The organism is Arthrobacter sp. MDB1-55 (assembly GCF_059092925.1).
In genome coordinates, this window is sequence record NZ_JBNHID010000001.1 from 895986 (window position 1) to 912798 (window position 16813).

Sequence of the window (16813 nt, forward strand, 5' to 3'; positions counted from 1 at the left end):
AGCTCGCACTGTCCTCATGTAGGTTCCTGCCGCCCGCAGGAGGAAAGTATGCAGGGAAGGTAGATGGAGAACAGGCGCCCGGCCGAGCTGGACTTACCCCTGAACCTGAAGATGCTCAGCCCCAAGCTGCAGAAGCAGCTGGAAGAGAGCCTGGGTATCTCCAGCGTCGGTCAACTTCTGAACTACTTCCCCCGGACCTACCTTGCCCCGGGGGAACTGACTGGGCTGGCAGAGCTGCCCCTCGGCGAGGAAGTGACCCTGATTGCCCGCGTCCAGTCCGCGAACTCCCGGCGGATGCGCACTCGTAAAGGCAAGCTGCTGGATGTGGTGGTTACCGACGACGACGCCGGTCGCATGGGAACCATGCACCTCACCTTCTTCAACGGCTATAACGCCGAGAGGCAGTTGACACCCGGAACCCGGGCTGTTTTCTCCGGCAAGACAGGCAGCTACCGAGGTCAGCTCACCCTCACCAATCCCCGTTATTCGCTCCTCGATGAGGGGGAAGGCGGGGTGGAAGAACATCTGCGGCCGGTGCCTGTTTATCCGGCGTCCGAACAGATCAGCAGCGCAACCATCAAGACGTGTGTCTATCAGCTCCTCGACAGCCTCGCGCATTCCCAGCTGAACGATCCAGTTCCGTCGCATATCGCCGGCAGGGACCGCCTGATGAACATCACGCAGGCCTACGAGATGATCCATCGTCCGCACGAGGTTGAGGACGCGTACCGTGCGCAGCACCGCTTCCGCTACCAGGAAGCGCTCGTTCTGCAGACTGCACTGGCGCGGCGCCGGGCAGAGGCCCTCGCCGAAGAAGCGACCTCGCGTCCGCATCGCCAGGGCGGACTTCGTGACCAGTTCGATGCTTCGCTTCCCTTCTCACTGACCGCCGGGCAACGCGACATCGGGGAACAGTTGGAGGCTGACCTGGCGGCCGCCCATCCCATGAACCGCCTGCTGCAGGGTGAGGTGGGATCGGGTAAGACGCTCGTAGCCCTGAGGGCAATGCTCCAGGTGATCGATTCCGGGGGGCAGGCGGCACTCCTCGCGCCGACAGAAGTATTGGCCGCACAGCACTACCAGTCGATCAGGCGCACACTGGGCCCGCTCGCTGAAGGGGGCATGCTGGGCGGTGCGGTGGACGGCACCCGGGCGGCGCTGCTGACCGGCTCCATGTCCATGGCGCAGAGGCGGGAGGCACTGCTCGCGGCCGCGTCCGGCGATGCCGGGATCGTGATCGGCACGCACGCATTGTTGTCCGAGAACGTCCAGTTCTTTGATCTGGGCCTGATCGTGGTGGATGAGCAGCACCGGTTCGGCGTGGAGCAACGGGACGCACTGCGCGCCAAAGCAGCCGCTGCACCGCACATGCTGGTCATGACCGCCACGCCGATACCCAGGACGGTCGCAATGACTGTTTTCGGTGATTTGGACGTCTCAACCCTCACCGAACTGCCGGCCGGCCGCGCACCCATTGCCACGCACGTCGTTGGGTTGTCCGAGAACCCACGCTGGATTGACCGTGCGTGGGCGCGAGCGCGGGAGGAGATCGACGCGGGCCGTCAGGTGTATGTGGTGTGCCCCAAGATCGGCGATTCCCAGATGGAAGCGGACAGCGCGGACGCGCTCGAGTTGTACGAGGGGCCGCCGGCGAACCGGCAGGAACTGACGTCGGTGCTGGAGCTTTTTGAGTCGCTTTCCGAGGTTCCCGCCCTGGCCGGGGTAAACAAGGGGCTGCTGCACGGGCGGCTGGACCCGTCGGAGAAGGCAGCGACCATGGGCGGATTCAACGACGGGTCCATCAGTCTCCTGGTTTCGACGACCGTCATCGAAGTCGGCGTCGACGTGCCGAACGCGACACTCATGGTGATCATGGACGCCGACCGGTTCGGCATCTCACAGCTTCACCAGCTTCGGGGGCGCATCGGACGAGGTGGACATCCCGGCACCTGCCTGCTTGTAACACAGCTTGAACCTGAGCACCCCAGCCGGGAGAGGCTGGACGCAGTAGCAGCTACGACGGACGGCTTCGAGCTATCCCAGAAGGATCTCGAACTGCGCAGGGAAGGCGACATCCTGGGTGCTTCCCAGTCCGGAGGCAGGTCTGCGCTGCGTTTCCTCAAGGTCATCCAGCATGCTGAGGTGATTGAGAAAGCGCGAAAGGACGCGCAGGGACTTGTCGATGCGGATCCAACGCTCGCCGATCACCCGGAGCTCGTAGAGGCCCTTGACCTCTACCTGAACGCGGAGAAGGAAGCGTTCCTCGAACGCAGCTAGTTACCGTCGTTGGCAAGTCACCGTCGTTGGCAAGTCACCGTCGTTGGCAAGTCACCGCCGTTCGCGGCCTCAGGAAGCGCGCGACGTCGTTTTCCGTGCTTTTGTAGCCGGCGTCAGGCGGAAGCGTGACCTTTCGGACGCCGGAATCAGGGTGGTCCATTCGGGATGGCCCCCGAGGTAACCACGCACGGCCGGGCAGAACGGCATTACCGCGAGCCGCCTCCGATGCAGGTTCTCTAGTACATTCCCGATGAAGTAGTTATCCAGTCGGGCGCGCTTGAAGCGCTGCTCGATGTTCGTGTGCAGCAGCCAGATCTGGCCCTGCCGTGATTCATATTGAAGGTGTCCGACGTTCTCTCCGTCGACATACAACTCGAAGCGGCTCAGCTTCATGTTGTCCCGCACGGCGGTGCGCAGGTTGGTCGAAGAGGCGTCTGGGTAGCGCAGGTCCATGTGAACTCCCACGTCTTAAGGCTGGTGAGGCTCGCTGCTGAACCGTACAAACAACTATAGCGACAATCAGTAGGCTGACAAAGTTTCTTTGTCAGGCAACCCCCGTGTGGATCCGGCGGAGCGTGAGCTCGTCGCACACGGACTCGTAGCGCTCCCTGGCCCGCAGGTCGGGTATCTCTGAGTCAAGTTCCAGGAAAAGGGTGTCGCACAACTGAATGAGGCTGCACTCTGATTCGGAGGACAAATCGGTGGGGAATGCGTCGTCGTTCTCGGCAGGTCCCGGAAAGTCGACGGAGAAGGAGTAGTTCGATAGCTGATACGGCTCGACGGCCGAGCGAGATTGAGCGTGCATGGTGGTGGCACTCCCACAAGTAGTTCCTGTTGTGGCTCGCTGCTGAACCCTGCTGACAGTCTAGTCCGCTCCTGTCCGGTGGCAACCCTGAGGTGGGCAAAGCCCATTCACCGCCCACCAGATTCACCAAGAGCGGTTCACCGGGGCAGCAGGATGAACTTAGGGAAAAAACTAGTAAGCATGCTTCCAATTTTGCGTTGCATATGCCTACCCTTGTGCAACCGGATACTTCGGAAGAAGTCCTCTGCAATCAATCTCAAGGAGATACCATGATCACGCAGGAACACATCGACCGCATCCTTGACGGCAATGGCAACGTTATTGATCAGGACGGCAACAAGGTTGGATCCGCGGGCCAGGTCTACGTGGACGACCACACGGGAGAGCCGAGCTGGGTAACCGTGCGGACTGGGCTCTTTGGCACGTCCGAATCATTCGCGCCGCTGCAGGGCGCGTCAATGGACGGCGATGACGTGCGTATCGCCTACACCAAGGATCAGGTCAAGGACGCCCCGAAGGTTGATCCCGACCAGAACCTGAGCGAGGCAGAAGAAGACGACCTGTATCGCCACTATGCACTGAGCCGTCCCGGTGGCGAGAACGACGCCAGCGAACGCGGCACCTATGCCGGAACGACCACAGGGTCGGACGACATGCGCGAAACCACGTCGGGTGTTAGCGGAGTTGGCGATGTCGACCGCGATCCCTATGACGCTGACCGCGGCGACCGCACCGTCGGACATGACACGTCCGGCCCTACGACGGATGACGCCATGACCCGCTCCGAGGAGCGGTTGCACGTCGGCACCGAGAACGTGGAAACCGGCCGCGCCCGCCTGCGCAAGTACGTGGTGACAGAAAACGTCACCAAGACGGTCCCCGTCCAGCGCGAGGAAGTGCGGGTCGAGCGGGAGCCGATCACGGACGCCAACCGCGACGCCGCCTACGATGGTCCGGCCATCAGCGAGGAAGAGCACGAAGTGACTCTTCACGAGGAACGGCCAGTAGTTGAAAAGGAGGCAGTGCCCGTCGAGCGCGTGCGACTCGACAAGGAAACCGTCACCGACGAGCACACTGTCAGTGAGGAAGTTCGCAAGGAGCAGATCGACACCGACGGCTCGGACGACACACGCCGCGGGCTCTGATCGGAGGCGGCATCCAGCGATGAAAGAAAGCTGGCTTCGCCGCGTACTCAAGTGGACAGGTGCTGGGCGCCCGGGTCGTTCTGTCCCGGGCGCCCAGCCCTCGCTTGATCGCGTGGACCTCCACGACAAGGTGCATGACCTCAACTCCGCGCAGCTATGCCGGGCATGGCGGATCAGCTTCCTGGCCGTCATCAGCGCAAGAACAGCATCCGAGCTCGAAGACCTTGCCGAAAAGCGGCGGATGTACCTTGATGAGCTCGAGCTCCAAAACCCCTCAGGTTTCAGAGCCTGGATGGAGACCTCTCCGGCAGCATCAAGCGACCCTGAGCCGTATCTGCTTCATCACGCGAAGCGGGAGAAGCGCGGGCATGGGTCTTCCTAGGGCCGACGAGGGCTAGGTTTTCGGGTTCGCGGTCACGACCACGTTCTTCCCCCAAGGGTCTTCCGTGTAGCAACTGATGAGGACGAGGCGGTTCGGGGCAATGTCCCAGATGTCGCTGTCCTTCAGGGTGTCTTTGTCATGGGTTGTGATTGAGTCGACCACGTAGTGCTGTACGCCGGACGAGGTGTGCAGCACTACGTCGTCTCCGACTTCTGCATCAGTGCTGAGCCGATTGAACGGAGCCTCCCGGTCCTCCCAGCTGTGCCCTGTGATGTAGGTGGTGTCCGTGGAACCCCGTCCCGGCATGCCGAAGATTGTCAGCCAGTAGCCGTCCAGAGTGAACGGCGGAACGAGGGACTGCGAGGCTTCGTCAGCTGCCGAAGGAGTCAATGGCAGCACCGTCACGTCGATGCCGGCGGAGTCCATGATGAGCCGCTGCGGAGCAGCTGCCCTGGCTCCCGGCTGGGCGGCATTGGTTGAAGGCTGGGCGGCCCTGGTTGCAGGCGCTGGACCTGGTGATGGTTCTGCGGATGCACTGACGGATGCCGTCGGGACGGGGGCCGCTTCCCCGGGAGGTGCCGCGGGTGCCATCACCCCGCTGATTGCAGTGGCAGCGACAAGCGCCGCGAGCACAGCAGCACCCGCCGCCCACAACCGCGCACGCGGTCGGGGCGCCGGGGCAGCGTCGTGCTGGGGAACAGGCATGAACCCGCTATGCCCGAGCGTTCCGGCGGCGGCGTACGACGACGGCGCCGGAAACTGCTGCCGCACCCGACCCGGCCAGCCCCGCAAGAAGCGCGAGGTTCGCAGGATCAGAAGCACCGGCGTCATAAGCTGCGGTCTGGATGTTCAGGCCACGCTGCTGGGGGGCAGACACCGTAACGGCAGGCTTGTTCGCGACGGGAGCGGAGCACGCGGCAACTGCTGCGTCGGCCAGAGCCAGGAGTTGTTCCGGATCAGCGCCCTCAGTGAGCCCGAGCTTGATGTAGGCGTCGTCGAACGACTCGATCGTCGCCTCAAACTGCGCTTCCAGGGCGAGGATCTGCGGAGTTCCATAGGCTACCTCGGCTGCAGCAAGGTAGGCCTGATCTGCTGCCTCGTACTTCTCGGCGGCTGCAGCGAACTCAGCCGCGGCTGCATCGGATGCGCTCTTGGCGTCGGCGGCCACCTTCACGGCGGCGTCGTACCGGCCCTGCGCCTCATCGCGCGCGGCCTCGGCTTCTGCCAGCGCCACTGTGTCGCCTGCGGGAACGGCCAGTACGGCCGCTTCAGCTGCATCGAGCTCTGCAAGGGCCTTGGCTTCCGCGCCGGCGGCCGCGGTCAGGAGTGCGGCCGCCGCTTCCGCTGCCTCGGCTGCCTTGAAGGCCGTGAATTCCGCGTCGTCGAGTGCAGCCACCTCGTCAGCGACTGCGAGGTCTGCCTCGGCGTACAGCGGATAGAGCTGTGCGTCGATTGAATCGAACGCGTTGATGGCATCGCGAAGCTGATTGGCCAGCGTGATATCGACGGAAGCGACGCCCAGCTGGGTGTTCAGGGCAGCCTGCGCAGCGACGCACTCAGCCGAACCTGGCGCGGCCGAAGCAGGTGCAGCGGTGAGTACCGTGCCCGTTGCGAGAAGTGCTGAGACACCTACGGTAAGCAGGCAGGAGCGAGTATTCATATGTGATGTCTTTCGTGGAAAGCCCCCAAGTCCCCCTTGAGCGGCGCGCGCCGCTCGCACTTCGCTAACGCGGCTGCTTTTCGGCTGCACTCATTTGACCATGCAGGAGGCGGAAACTGCCAGTAGTTTAGAGTGTTTCTTCATGAGTCGAATCATCGCGGGCGCCGCAGGGGGAACTCCGCTTGCCGGCGTCCCGGGAAATGCGACGAGGCCCACCACCGATCGCGTCAAGGAAGCGCTCTTCTCCCGATTGGACGCATACAACATCCTGACCGGTGCGCACGTGCTGGACCTCTTTGCCGGTTCCGGTTCACTTGGGGTGGAGGCGGCAAGCAGGGGAGCCGCAACTGTTGACCTCGTGGAGGCTGCCGACCGGGCGGCGGCGGCCTGCAAGGCGAACGCAGATGTGATGAATAAGGTGCTTGGATGGACCTGCGTTCGTGTGCATCGAACCAAGGTGGAGACCTACCTGAGCCGGGTTCCGGAGGAGGTCCTCTGGGACGTGGTGCTGATGGATCCGCCCTACCCGCTTGAGGACGCGCCGCTGATGAGAATCCTGTCCGCCCTTGTTCCCCATCTGGCGGAGGGAGCCATCGTGGTAGTTGAGCGCTCGTCACGGTCCGGCGAGCCGGACTGGCCCCCCGGCATCGAGCGGTTCGCCGAGAAAAAATATGGGGAGACCAGGCTTTGGTATGTCGAGCCCGTTTGACCGCACCTGAGCACCGACGAGCACTGGCCGGACTGCCCAATCTCATCTAACTCTCATCTTCAGTTCATCTGCTCCCCATCCAGCGTCCGTACCGTGTCTGCAGGATCACTGAAGCGCGGAGCAAGGGGCGTTCATTATGCGGTTATCGGTCATCGGGTGCGGGTACCTGGGAGCAGTGCACGCGGCGTGCATGGCGAAGCTTGGACATGAGGTTGTGGGCATTGACGTCGATGAGGCGAAAGTCGCCACTCTCAACGCTGGGGAGGCCCCGTTCTATGAACCGGGACTTCCGGACCTGCTCGCCGAGGCTCTCGGCACCGGCCGGCTGCGTTTCTCCACACGTATCGCCGATGTTGCGGGTTCCGCCGTGCACTTCATCGCCGTCGGAACACCCCAGAAGCGGGCGGAGAACGGTGCGGATCTGAGCCATGTCTATGCAAGCGTCGATGCGCTGCTGCCGCACCTCCAAGCCGGCGATGTGGTGGTGGGCAAATCCACGGTCCCTGTGGGGACAGCGCGCGATCTTGCGGGGAGGATCGCTGGTGCGTGCCCTGAGGCCACCCTGGCCTGGAACCCGGAGTTCCTGCGCGAAGGATTCGCCGTCCAGGACACACTGGAGCCGGACCGGCTTGTCTACGGGCTTGACAGGACAAACAGCGGTGCGCAGCTCATTCTCGACGAGGTGTACGCCCAGGCGCTTTCCGATGGCCGACCGCGGTTGGTGATGGATTACGAGACTGCCGAGCTGGTGAAGGTTTCGGCGAACGCGTTCCTAGCAACGAAGATCTCCTTTATCAACGCCATGGCGGAGGTCTGCGAGGCAACCGGCGCGGACGTCTCGATACTTGCAGACGCTATCGGGCACGACGCGAGGATCGGGCGGAAGTTCCTGAACGCCGGGTTGGGGTTCGGCGGCGGATGCCTACCGAAGGACATCCGTGCGTTCATGGCCAGAGCAGGAGAGTTGGGGGCTGATCAGGCCTTGACCTTCCTGCGGGAGGTGGACTCCATCAACATGCGGCGGCGTTCACGGATGGTGGATCTGGCGCGGGAGGTGTGCGGTGGAACGCTGCTGGGCCAACGCATCGCAGTTCTTGGTCTGGCTTTCAAGCCGAACTCGGATGACGTCCGTGATTCGCCTGCTCTGAGCGTTGCGGCGCAACTTCAGCTTCAGGGAGCGGCTGTGACTGCGAGCGATCCGGAAGCTGTCCCCAATGCATCTCGGAGGTTCCCGGACCTCAGCTACACCTTGTCGGTTGAAGACGCGGTGAAGAACGCCGACGCAGTGCTGGTATTGACCGAGTGGGAGCAATACCGAGCGCTCGATCCAAAGATCCTCGGCGAGCTGGTCGCCCGCCCGGCCGTCGTGGATGGGCGGAACTGCCTGAATCCAGTCCTGTGGCGCGACGCCGGATGGACCTACCGCGCACTCGGCCGACCGAAGGCAGCCGCTCCGGTTGTGGGCCTGGGGAACCAGTTCTCCGAGCGCGCACTGCAGCCGGGCAGCGTCATGCCGTCAGTGTGAAACCCTGGCACCGGATCCTGAGTGTCGCCACCGGTGCGTGGCGGAGGACGAGTGCCGCTACCGGTTCGATTCGGATTTGCGGTTCAGCCGGCGGGCAAGATCGATGGCGGCGCCACCACCCAGCACTATCGAACCCGCCACCGCGGCCAGCATCAGGTAGAGCCCGACGACGCTTCCGACCGCATTCACCGGAACGCGAAGCATCTCGAACCACTCCAGCGACCCGCCAATCCAGAACGCTGCAACTGCCAGTATGACGATCACCGCCGGTGCGCAATCCCAGCGCATCGCCCGCGGTACTGGTGCCTGATCCGTGCGTTCAAGTTGCTGCGTTCCCATGCATCCAAGTATTGAACAGCTAGCTGACTATTCCAGTGTGTGCGTCGTGTCGTTAGCGAATCGGCATGGGCTTGTTACCTGCGGTTCACCTGCTCGCGAAAGCCTCAGGCGGCGGTATCAATGAGTGGCCTTCCGGAGCGGAGGTTCGCCTCAAGGCCGGCGAACCAGTTGCGCGCCGTCGTGCGGTAGGGCGGCCTGAAGGAATAGATACAGGCGAGCCGCAGCGCGGTCGCTGCGGCATAGGCATTGAGGCGTGCCTCTGGAACTCTGAGCGAGTCAGCGACCGCGCGGATGTTGCGCTTCCCCACTGTGGCGGCGCCGGTTCGAAGCAGTCCCTGCGCTACCCGGAAGTCCAGATGCACCGACAGATTCGCCAGATCCAGAGCGGGTTCGGCCACCGTCAAGGTGTCACAGTCAATGACTCCGACAGAACCGGTTTCAGGTTCAGCCAGGATCTGTTTGTCATGCAGATCGCGGTGGGCCACACCGGTGGAGGAGCCCGCGGCCGCCAGCGATCGCGCGACCAGAGCCAACGCGCCGCTGACGCGGTCCTCCGGCAAGTGAAGTGCACCCGTCGACATTGCGAGACTCGTCCAGCGCTTAACTGTGGCAATTTCATCGGTGGCAGTGTAGCTGCCCGAGACGGCTGGTATCACTGCGCCCGCCGCTTCCACAAACGCCGGCCATCGGTCCGCCCACAGCTTCCAGGCCTGTCCCCACTGGTTATGTTGCAGAGAGTCGTGTTCGGCTGGGTGGTTGGGTGGGGCGGGGCTGTTGGGTTGCGCTGGGACGCCGGCATCGGCCGACGTATCGGTTGGTCCAACGTCAGAGTTGGGCAGTCGCCGCCCCAGCTCAAACAGGCTCAGACCGGGAACCGCCGTAAGGGTGAGACCGAAATCATCGGAGGCGACGACGTCGGGCACGGCCAATCCGGACGCGGCGAGGCAGGTTGCCGCCGCCCGGTGCGCGTCCGCAACCGAGCGGGCCTTCCCGCCCGCGACGAATTTGCGGTACTGCCCGTCCGTCCGCACAACGGCGCGTCGCTTCAGTCGGTGCACCAACAGTTCACCCGCGGGAGCGTCCGGAGTCAGACCGGGGAGAGAGGCATCGCTGCGGAAAGGCACCAGCAACGTTCGGCCTCGGGCATCGATCCGACCCGCCCGAACCTTACCGCTGCTGCTTTCCCGGCCCTCGATGGTCAGGCTGCCGTCGTGGCGCGGCCAGGCGCGGAGGACCCGCACGTGCTTTCCCTGCTCATCCACAAGCTCGTCGGGAATTATCACCACAACACTTCCTCAATCATTTCGAGGCGGTGTTCCAACTGCGCGTGCCAGTCGGGCGAGCAGGCACGAAAGGGCTCCCTGAGGCGGTTCAGGAGGTAGAAGCAGGTCCACCCCAGCACCTCGGACTCATTCACGGTGGTGGGACCCACGCCGTATCCGTCAAGCAGAGCGGCCGTGCGTGGCAGCGTGAGGATGGTACGGCGGTCGACCTGCTGGGCGCCCAGCGCTTCGACGGCGGCAAAGCTGCCAAGATCAGAGGCGGCCGCACCGTAGGAACACCGCTCGAAATCAATGAGCCGCACACTCTTGCCGTCCACCAGCACCTGATCGGCGGAAAAGTCGCCGTGGATGACGGCAGCCCGGCCGGGCCGCCGCAGCAACTGCTCAAGTTGAGCCTGCACACGGGCAAGACGGTCGTGGTTTTCCGGCATCAGTACAGTGTTCTCCCTGACGAGTGAGCGCAACCGTCCGGCAGGGGCACGCCAGGACAGCGTCGCGTGAATCGGCGGTTGCGCGTGCAGCAAGGCGAGCGCCGCCCCCGCCTGACGAGCGGCTTGTTCTCCATCCTCATGCGGGAGGCTGCTGAGGTCCCCGTTGCCGTACCACGGCAGGTACTCCACGTGGCGCCCGGACGGTAACTGCGACGGGAGGTCAGCCGGATCAACGGGAACCAGTACCGGGACTCCGCCCGCTGCGAGCTCGGAGAGCATCCCGCGCGTCACCGACGGCGTGGACGACCCTGCACGGCCGACAAGACGGAGGCCGCCGGAAACCGTCAGCCCGAAGACGACGCGGCGGAAAGGGTTGTATTTCAGCACCTGCACCCGGGGCCAGAGCGGGGAGGGCGCAGCACGGCGGAAAGGCCGAAGAGTTGCATAGAGGCGCGGATCGAGCGGCACGGGGCCGCTCGCCAGCACACCGTCGTCGAGCACGAAGCGCTCCAGATCGAGGTTGTGCGTCAGCGCGCGCCGGAAAGTCTTCTCCAGTTTCACCGACGTGTCCGTCGCGTAGAGGGCAAGCCAGCGGACGCCGTCGTCGTCGTGCAACCTCGCTACGGCGGAGGTGGCGCGCTTCCAGCGCAGGTGGTTCACTTTCACCGGGCGGCCGAACAGGGTGCTCAGTGAATCAGGATCGAAGAGCAGTTCGAGGGAGTTCAACCGGGGATCGAGGGGAGTACGCACGCGACTCACTGCGCACTCCCAACCGGGGCAGAGCGGACCCGGTCCTGCCCAGACCGCCGTTGTTCGTCCACCCACCGTGCAAACATCGGATACTTCATCAGTTCCTCAGCGGAGCCGTCCAGCAGTATCCGGCCATCCTGGAGCCAGAGAATCCGGTCGCTCTTCAGGGCAACTGACGCTTCATGGGTAACGGTCACCGTGGTCCGGCCGGCACTCAGCGACGCGAGCGCTTCGAGCACGTCCGTCCTTGCGCTGTGGTCGAGGCCCGTGGTGACCTCGTCCAGAAGGACGACTGGGGTGTTCCGCAGAATGGCACGGGCAATAGCGATGCGCTGCCGCTGGCCTCCGGACAGAGTTCCGCCGCGCTCGCCGACGGCGGTGTCATAACCGTCGGGGAAGCTGGTGATGAAGCCATGCGCCTGTGCGAGCCTGGCGGCTTGTTCGACATCCTCGTCGGTGGCGGAGAGACGGCCGAAGCGAATATTCTCGCGGATGGTTCCGGTGAACAGGACCGCTTCCTGAAGAACCAGGCTCACGTTGGAGCGCAGGGATGCAAGAGTGATGTCCGTCAGGTTCACGCCGTCCAGATGGACCGAGCCTTTCTCGGGATCCATCGTTCTGACAATGAGGGAGAGCAGCGTCGACTTGCCGGATCCCGAGGGCCCTACGATGGCCGTGTTCCGCCCCTCCTGCAGGCTGAGCGTCAGGTCGGAGAGCACGGTTCTGCCGTTGTAGGACGCGGTGACACTCCTGAACTCCAGTTCCCCCCATACCTTGCCGAGCGGAAGCGCAGTGGGGGAATCGACGATATCCACCTCCTCCTCGAGCAGCTCAGCCACTCGTTCGCCTGAGGCTGTCGCGCGGGCAATCCGTCCCGTGTACTTCGCAAGGTCCCTCAGCGGTTTCATTGCGGTCTTGAGATACATCAGGAAAAGCACCAGATCGCCCGGAGTCATAGCCCCCTGGACCACCCGCCAGCCACCGCCTGCAAGGACGACGGCGGTAGCAACGCCCACTATCACGTCAGTCCTGCGCTCCAGGGCAGCCGCCAGCCGGCGGGAGCGGACGCCCTCCTTCAGCGTTTTCTGGTTGCTGCTTCCAAAACGGTCCGAGAGCGTGCGTTCCAGACCGTAGGTCTGTACCACCCGTATCGCGCCAAGGCTCTCCTGCGCGGTGTTGGCCAGAGAGCCTTCACCTTTGCGCGTCTTGCGTGCCGCGACGGTGATCTTGTCCGTGCTCATTCTGGAGAGGAGAAGGAAACCCGCGCATGCGGCGATCACCACGAGAGCCAGCAGCGGATCAAGCCAGAACATGACGCCTGCCATCGCCACGAGCGTGATGCAGTTGGCCAGTAGCGGCATCCCCGCGGTGACGGCGACCTCCTGGAGTCGCCCGACGTCGCCGACCAGGCGCTGGACGGTGTCGCCGGTGCGGTTGGCAGAGTGGAAGCGTGCGGACAGTGACTGCACGTGGTTGAAGACACTGGCGCGCAGCTTTGTCGCAACGCGCGAACCCACGAGGGCGAAGGCAATTGTTGCGAAGAAGTTGCAGACCGCACGCATACCAGTGAAAAAGACAAGCGCAGCGCCGCATGCCAGAAGGAGCATTGGCGTCGCTTCGGGGCCTGTGCCGGCGAGATCTGCGCCGAGGCTGCGCGTTACGGCGTCCACGACGAACTTGACCGGCCACGGCTCGAGAACCCGGAAAGCCACCTCGCACAGCAGCACGAGGACGCCGCCGATCATGAGTAGTCCCTGGCCGCCCAGATGGGGCCTGATAACCCCAAGCGTGCGGCGCAGGGCGGACTTATCCGGGATTTCGGGCTGAGCGGAGGTCATGGATGCACCTCCTCTGTGATGCGGTCCAGAACGGTGTCCCAACTGTGGTGTTCGGTAGCGGCCCGCCTCGCTGCGGAGGACATTGCGGCCCTGGCCAGAGGCGCGGCCGCGAGTCCGTCGAGCGCTTGGGCGAGCGCCGCGGGATCTGATGGTTCGACGAGGAGCCCGGTGACGCCGTCGTCAATGATGTGCGGCACCTGTCCCACCCGGGAGGCAACCACCGGCAGGCCAGCGGCGCAGTACTCATAGATCTTCAGCGGCGAGAAGTACTGGTCACTCTCGGCGGAGGTCTGCGGATACGGCGCTGCTGCGATGGAACATCCGGCAAGGACGCCGGGCACCATTTCGGGTGCTACGGCGCCGGTGAATTCCACGTCGGCGTGGACGCTTGCGGCCAGGCTGCGAAGTTCGGCACCCTGGGGGCCGTCCCCGACGATCCGCAGTGTCCACTCACGGGATCCGGAGGCTTGTGCCTTGATCAGCGTTTCGACCCCGTGCCAGGGCTTGAGTGTCCCAACGAAGGCAACAACAGGCATGCCGGGTGCCTCTTCGCTCGGGCGGATGCGTCTCACGTTGACGCCGTTGGCAACCGTCCTGATCCGCTCGTGGTGTTCCTCGCCCACACGGGCCTGCACCCAGGCTGTCACCGGGTCCGAGACACAGACAGTGCGTGCAGCGGCGGCGACCTGCGCCCGTAGCGCGGTCAAGGCAGCCGCTTCATCATGCAAGGTCCGGTGCGTCCGTTGTTCGTCGATCAGCGGTGCGTTGACCTCGAGGAAGCCGGGGACCCCGAGCTGTTCAGTCACGCGTGCGAGGGCATCACTGAACAGGGAGTAACGCTCATAGACCGCGCTCGCGCCATCCTTCACCACGCGCTCGGCGAGCTCCGCAGCAGCCTGTGCCTGGGAAGCCTCCCTGTCGGCACCTTTACCCTTTACCGGTACGACGACGACGGGCAGGTCCGCAAGGTCTGCAGGGATGTCATCGCCGGGCCGGGTGCAGTAGACCGTCACCTCGGCGCCCCGGTTGCGCCAGGCCCGCACGATCTCCTGCACGTGCACGGAAGCTCCCTTGGTGCCGAACACCGGTACGCCGGGATCCACACACACATAGGCGATCCGCTTCATGGGGCCACCACCTCAAGGGCGGAGGCCGGTGACGAGTCCGGTGACGACGATGAAGCGGTGAAACGACCGGGATCCGCAGCCGCGGCGCTGCACAATTCCTGAAGCCGAACGGATTGGACCCGCGAATCAAAGGATCGTTCAATCAGTGCGCGGGCAGAGCGCGCTGTTTCCACCCGGGGGAAGGGGTGCGAGGCCACGGTGGCCAGGGCATGGGTCAGGTCCTCGAGGTTCCCCGCTCGGACGAGCAACCCGGTGCTGCTGCCGTCGTCACCTGCGAGTACCTCCGGTATCCCGGTCACATCGGAGCCGATGCAGACCACGCCCATCGCCATGGCTTCAAGCAGTACGGTCGGCAGACCGTCCGCGTTTCCGTCCGCACCGATCACGCACGGCGCCGCAAAAACGTCCGCCCAGCGCAGCAGCTCTATCACTTCGCTCTGTGTTCGGGGGCCGAGAAGCTGGATGTGCCCCTCCAGATCGAGCAGCCTGATACGTGCGGTCAGTTCTTCGGCCAGCTCGCCGCCGCCGGCGATGCGGACGTCGACCTGTTGCCCGGCGCGCACCAGCGCACTCACAGCATCGATTAGGACGGAGAAGCCCTTCTTTTCGACCAGCCTGCCGACGGCGGCGATCCGAAACGGCGTATGGACGGGTGCCGGGTCTCTGTACGCGAAGCGGTCGAGCTCCAGCCCGTTGTAGACCCGGTGGAGCCGACCCGACGCGGCCGGAGCAAGGGTCGAGAGGTAACGGTGGTTGAAATCGCTCACCGTGACGGTGTGGTGGGCGTCCTGCATCAGCCGGATGAGGGCGGCCTGGTCGACCTGCTCGTGGTAGATGTCCTTTGCGTGCGCTGTGAAGGAGAAGGGGACGCCTGCAAGCACCGATGCGATGCGCGCGGTCCGTGCCGCGATCGAACCGAAATGTGCGTGCAGGTGGGTGATCCCGCGCTCCACAACGCGGGTGGCGAGTTCCACGCCCTGGTGCACCTCGGAGGCTTCGCACTCGGCAAGATCGGGCAGCAGCGCAGCGAACCGCTGGGCGAAGTTCGGGATGACACTGTGTGCGGCCGCGATGATTGCCCAGCCTTCGGACAGCTTGTGGGGACGCGTCACGTAGGTGACCGGTGCCTGCACCCGCGCCAGTTCGGGGTGGAACCGCGGGTCCACAGGCGGGCGGAGGGAATAGATCTCCAGATTCTCCCCCGCTGCCTCTCGTGCCAGGATCTCGGTAACGATGAAAGTTTCCGAGAAGCGCGGATAAATTTTGACGACGTAGCCGACGCGCCCGGTGCTAGACAGCTGCATGATGGGTCCAATCCGTTCGTCGGGGCGTGGTCTTCGTCTGCCGGGTGAGGAGGTCGGCGGCGTACTCGTAGGTTGTCGCCAGGCCGTCAAGGTTCACTCCGTTCCGGGCGACCTGCCGCCCGGCCACCTCCAGCCACCAGGCGGACAATACGCTGGACGTGAACTCATCGGGATGGCAGAAATCGAGCAATTGATGGCGTGCGAGACCGCGAGCCCGGATCAGCTGCTCCCGGCGCGGCTGCACCCGGGGCACGATCAGGGCCGGGGTAGTGGTGCTCATGATTTCGCAGACGGTGTTGTAACCGCCCATCGCGACGACGGCGGCCGCGGACTCGATCTCGGCGAGTGCGTCGCGGACGGAGCCAACAACGTGCGTTCCGGGACCGGCGGCCGCTTCCACCTTCGCGCGGTCGTCCTTTGGCATCTGCGGCCCGGTGACGATGAGGTGTTCAAGCCCTGAAGGCAGTGCCGCCCGCGCAGCAGTCAGGGTGACGTCAAGGCCATCCGAGCCGCCCCCTGCCATGGTGACCACGAAGGGGATAGCAGTAGAACCGGTACGACGGCGCACCGGGCGCCCCCGGGAAAGGTAGCCGGTGTGCCGCACCAGGTGGGCGAGGGGCGGGGGGATCTCTCCGCTGCGTACCGGGTCGTGTACCAGCGGGTCTCCGTAAACCCAGAGCTCATCGAAGCACCGACGCACCTGCTCAAGGTCCAGGGCTTCCCATTCCCGGCGGGCCGCCGCCGGCTGGTCGAGGACTTCACGCAGCCCGAGCACCACTCGGCAGGAAGGCCGCTTACGCCGCAGCCGCTCCAATCCGTCGACCAGTTCATGGTCGACGCCGAATGGGTGCCGGTCCACGACGACGAGGTGCGGACGGAAGTCAGTGAGCACCGCGGAAATGAGGGATGACCGGAGTTTGATCATTTTTGTCTGCTTCAGCGCGAGGTTCCGGGGCAGATAACCATCGGCGCCCTTGGCGATCCCGGGCACAACCACCCAGTCCCACCCCTCAGGGGTATCGAATCGGGTAGCCCCTGCGACTCCCGTGACAAGCACGCCGCTGACCTTTTGTCCGGCCCGCTTGAAGCTGCCGGTGAGTGAGTGGGCGAGGGCAAGATTGCGTCGGGTGTGGCCCAAGCCCTGGGAGTCGTGGGAGTACAGGACCACGCGCAGTGTTCGGGGTGTGTGCGATGCGGCCTTGGTGACCCCGATGTCACTCGTCTTCATAGCGTGACCA

At 64.4% G+C, this 16813-nt stretch carries 16 protein-coding genes; 5 read left to right on the plus strand and 11 right to left on the minus strand.

All coding sequences use genetic code 11. The features are described 5' to 3' along the window. Nucleotides 1-63 precede the first annotated feature (63 nt). Entirely contained in the window at nucleotides 64-2277 is a 2214-nt protein-coding gene (locus tag AC5RU3_RS04295; RefSeq protein ID WP_493964926.1) for an ATP-dependent DNA helicase RecG, read from the plus strand. A gap of 69 nt (nucleotides 2278-2346) precedes the next feature. Here the strand turns inward: AC5RU3_RS04295 and AC5RU3_RS04300 are convergent, their stop codons facing one another. Beyond that, nucleotides 2347-2730, minus strand: a complete 384-nt coding sequence (locus AC5RU3_RS04300; RefSeq protein ID WP_309123836.1) for an N-acetyltransferase — start codon at nucleotides 2728-2730, stop codon at nucleotides 2347-2349. Between the two features lie 91 nt (nucleotides 2731-2821). Next, a complete protein-coding gene (locus AC5RU3_RS04305) occupies nucleotides 2822-3082 on the minus strand; it encodes a hypothetical protein (protein ID WP_309072022.1) in 261 nt (86 codons plus the stop codon). Nucleotides 3083-3351: 269 nt separating this feature from the next. On the opposite strand from AC5RU3_RS04305, the gene AC5RU3_RS04310 reads away from it, so the two are divergent. Both AC5RU3_RS04310 and AC5RU3_RS04315 read left to right on the plus strand, forming a co-directional pair. Beyond that, nucleotides 3352-4227, plus strand: coding sequence for a YsnF/AvaK domain-containing protein (locus tag AC5RU3_RS04310; RefSeq protein WP_309072021.1), 876 nt, complete (start codon nucleotides 3352-3354; stop codon nucleotides 4225-4227). A gap of 19 nt (nucleotides 4228-4246) precedes the next feature. Continuing rightward, on the plus strand, nucleotides 4247-4609 hold the full coding sequence (locus tag AC5RU3_RS04315) for a hypothetical protein (RefSeq protein ID WP_493964927.1): 363 nt from the start codon (nucleotides 4247-4249) through the stop codon (nucleotides 4607-4609). 12 nt (nucleotides 4610-4621) lie between these two features. Here AC5RU3_RS04315 and AC5RU3_RS04320 read toward each other — a convergent pair whose 3' ends face one another. Further along, nucleotides 4622-5314: a class F sortase gene (locus AC5RU3_RS04320; RefSeq protein WP_493964928.1), complete on the minus strand. Its 693-nt coding sequence runs from the start codon at nucleotides 5312-5314 to the stop codon at nucleotides 4622-4624. A 7-nt stretch (nucleotides 5315-5321) separates the two neighbouring features. Further along, complete coding sequence (locus AC5RU3_RS04325; RefSeq protein ID WP_493964929.1) at nucleotides 5322-6269, minus strand: hypothetical protein; 948 nt, start codon at nucleotides 6267-6269, stop codon at nucleotides 5322-5324. 142 nt (nucleotides 6270-6411) lie between these two features. On the opposite strand from AC5RU3_RS04325, the gene rsmD reads away from it, so the two are divergent. Both rsmD and AC5RU3_RS04335 read left to right on the plus strand, forming a co-directional pair. Next, the gene (gene rsmD, locus AC5RU3_RS04330) at nucleotides 6412-6978 is read left to right on the plus strand and encodes a 16S rRNA (guanine(966)-N(2))-methyltransferase RsmD (RefSeq protein ID WP_493964930.1); all 567 of its coding nucleotides are present in this window, start codon (nucleotides 6412-6414) and stop codon (nucleotides 6976-6978) included. A gap of 136 nt (nucleotides 6979-7114) precedes the next feature. Beyond that, on the plus strand, nucleotides 7115-8503 hold the full coding sequence (locus tag AC5RU3_RS04335) for a UDP-glucose dehydrogenase family protein (RefSeq protein ID WP_493964931.1): 1389 nt from the start codon (nucleotides 7115-7117) through the stop codon (nucleotides 8501-8503). A gap of 57 nt (nucleotides 8504-8560) precedes the next feature. Here the strand turns inward: AC5RU3_RS04335 and AC5RU3_RS04340 are convergent, their stop codons facing one another. The 7 genes from AC5RU3_RS04340 to AC5RU3_RS04370 all read right to left on the minus strand — a co-directional run bounded on the left by AC5RU3_RS04340 (nucleotide 8561) and on the right by AC5RU3_RS04370 (nucleotide 16803). Then, nucleotides 8561-8842: a hypothetical protein gene (locus AC5RU3_RS04340; RefSeq protein WP_493964932.1), complete on the minus strand. Its 282-nt coding sequence runs from the start codon at nucleotides 8840-8842 to the stop codon at nucleotides 8561-8563. Between the two features lie 104 nt (nucleotides 8843-8946). Further along, complete coding sequence (locus tag AC5RU3_RS04345; RefSeq protein ID WP_493964933.1) at nucleotides 8947-10128, minus strand: phosphotransferase; 1182 nt, start codon at nucleotides 10126-10128, stop codon at nucleotides 8947-8949. Further along, a complete protein-coding gene (locus tag AC5RU3_RS04350; protein ID WP_309124224.1) occupies nucleotides 10122-11315 on the minus strand; it encodes a phosphotransferase in 1194 nt (397 codons plus the stop codon). The genes AC5RU3_RS04345 and AC5RU3_RS04350 overlap by 7 nt, the downstream gene beginning before the upstream one ends. Further along, complete coding sequence (locus tag AC5RU3_RS04355; protein WP_493964934.1) at nucleotides 11312-13144, minus strand: ABC transporter ATP-binding protein; 1833 nt, start codon at nucleotides 13142-13144, stop codon at nucleotides 11312-11314. Before AC5RU3_RS04355 ends, AC5RU3_RS04350 begins: the two co-directional genes overlap by 4 nt. Further along, a complete protein-coding gene (locus AC5RU3_RS04360; RefSeq protein ID WP_493964935.1) occupies nucleotides 13141-14271 on the minus strand; it encodes a glycosyltransferase family 4 protein in 1131 nt (376 codons plus the stop codon). Before AC5RU3_RS04360 ends, AC5RU3_RS04355 begins: the two co-directional genes overlap by 4 nt. Next, nucleotides 14268-15575, minus strand: coding sequence for a glycosyltransferase (locus AC5RU3_RS04365; protein WP_493964936.1), 1308 nt, complete (start codon nucleotides 15573-15575; stop codon nucleotides 14268-14270). Before AC5RU3_RS04365 ends, AC5RU3_RS04360 begins: the two co-directional genes overlap by 4 nt. Continuing rightward, nucleotides 15562-16803, minus strand: a complete 1242-nt coding sequence (locus tag AC5RU3_RS04370; protein ID WP_309071897.1) for a glycosyltransferase family protein — start codon at nucleotides 16801-16803, stop codon at nucleotides 15562-15564. Before AC5RU3_RS04370 ends, AC5RU3_RS04365 begins: the two co-directional genes overlap by 14 nt. Nucleotides 16804-16813: the final 10 nt, after the last annotated feature.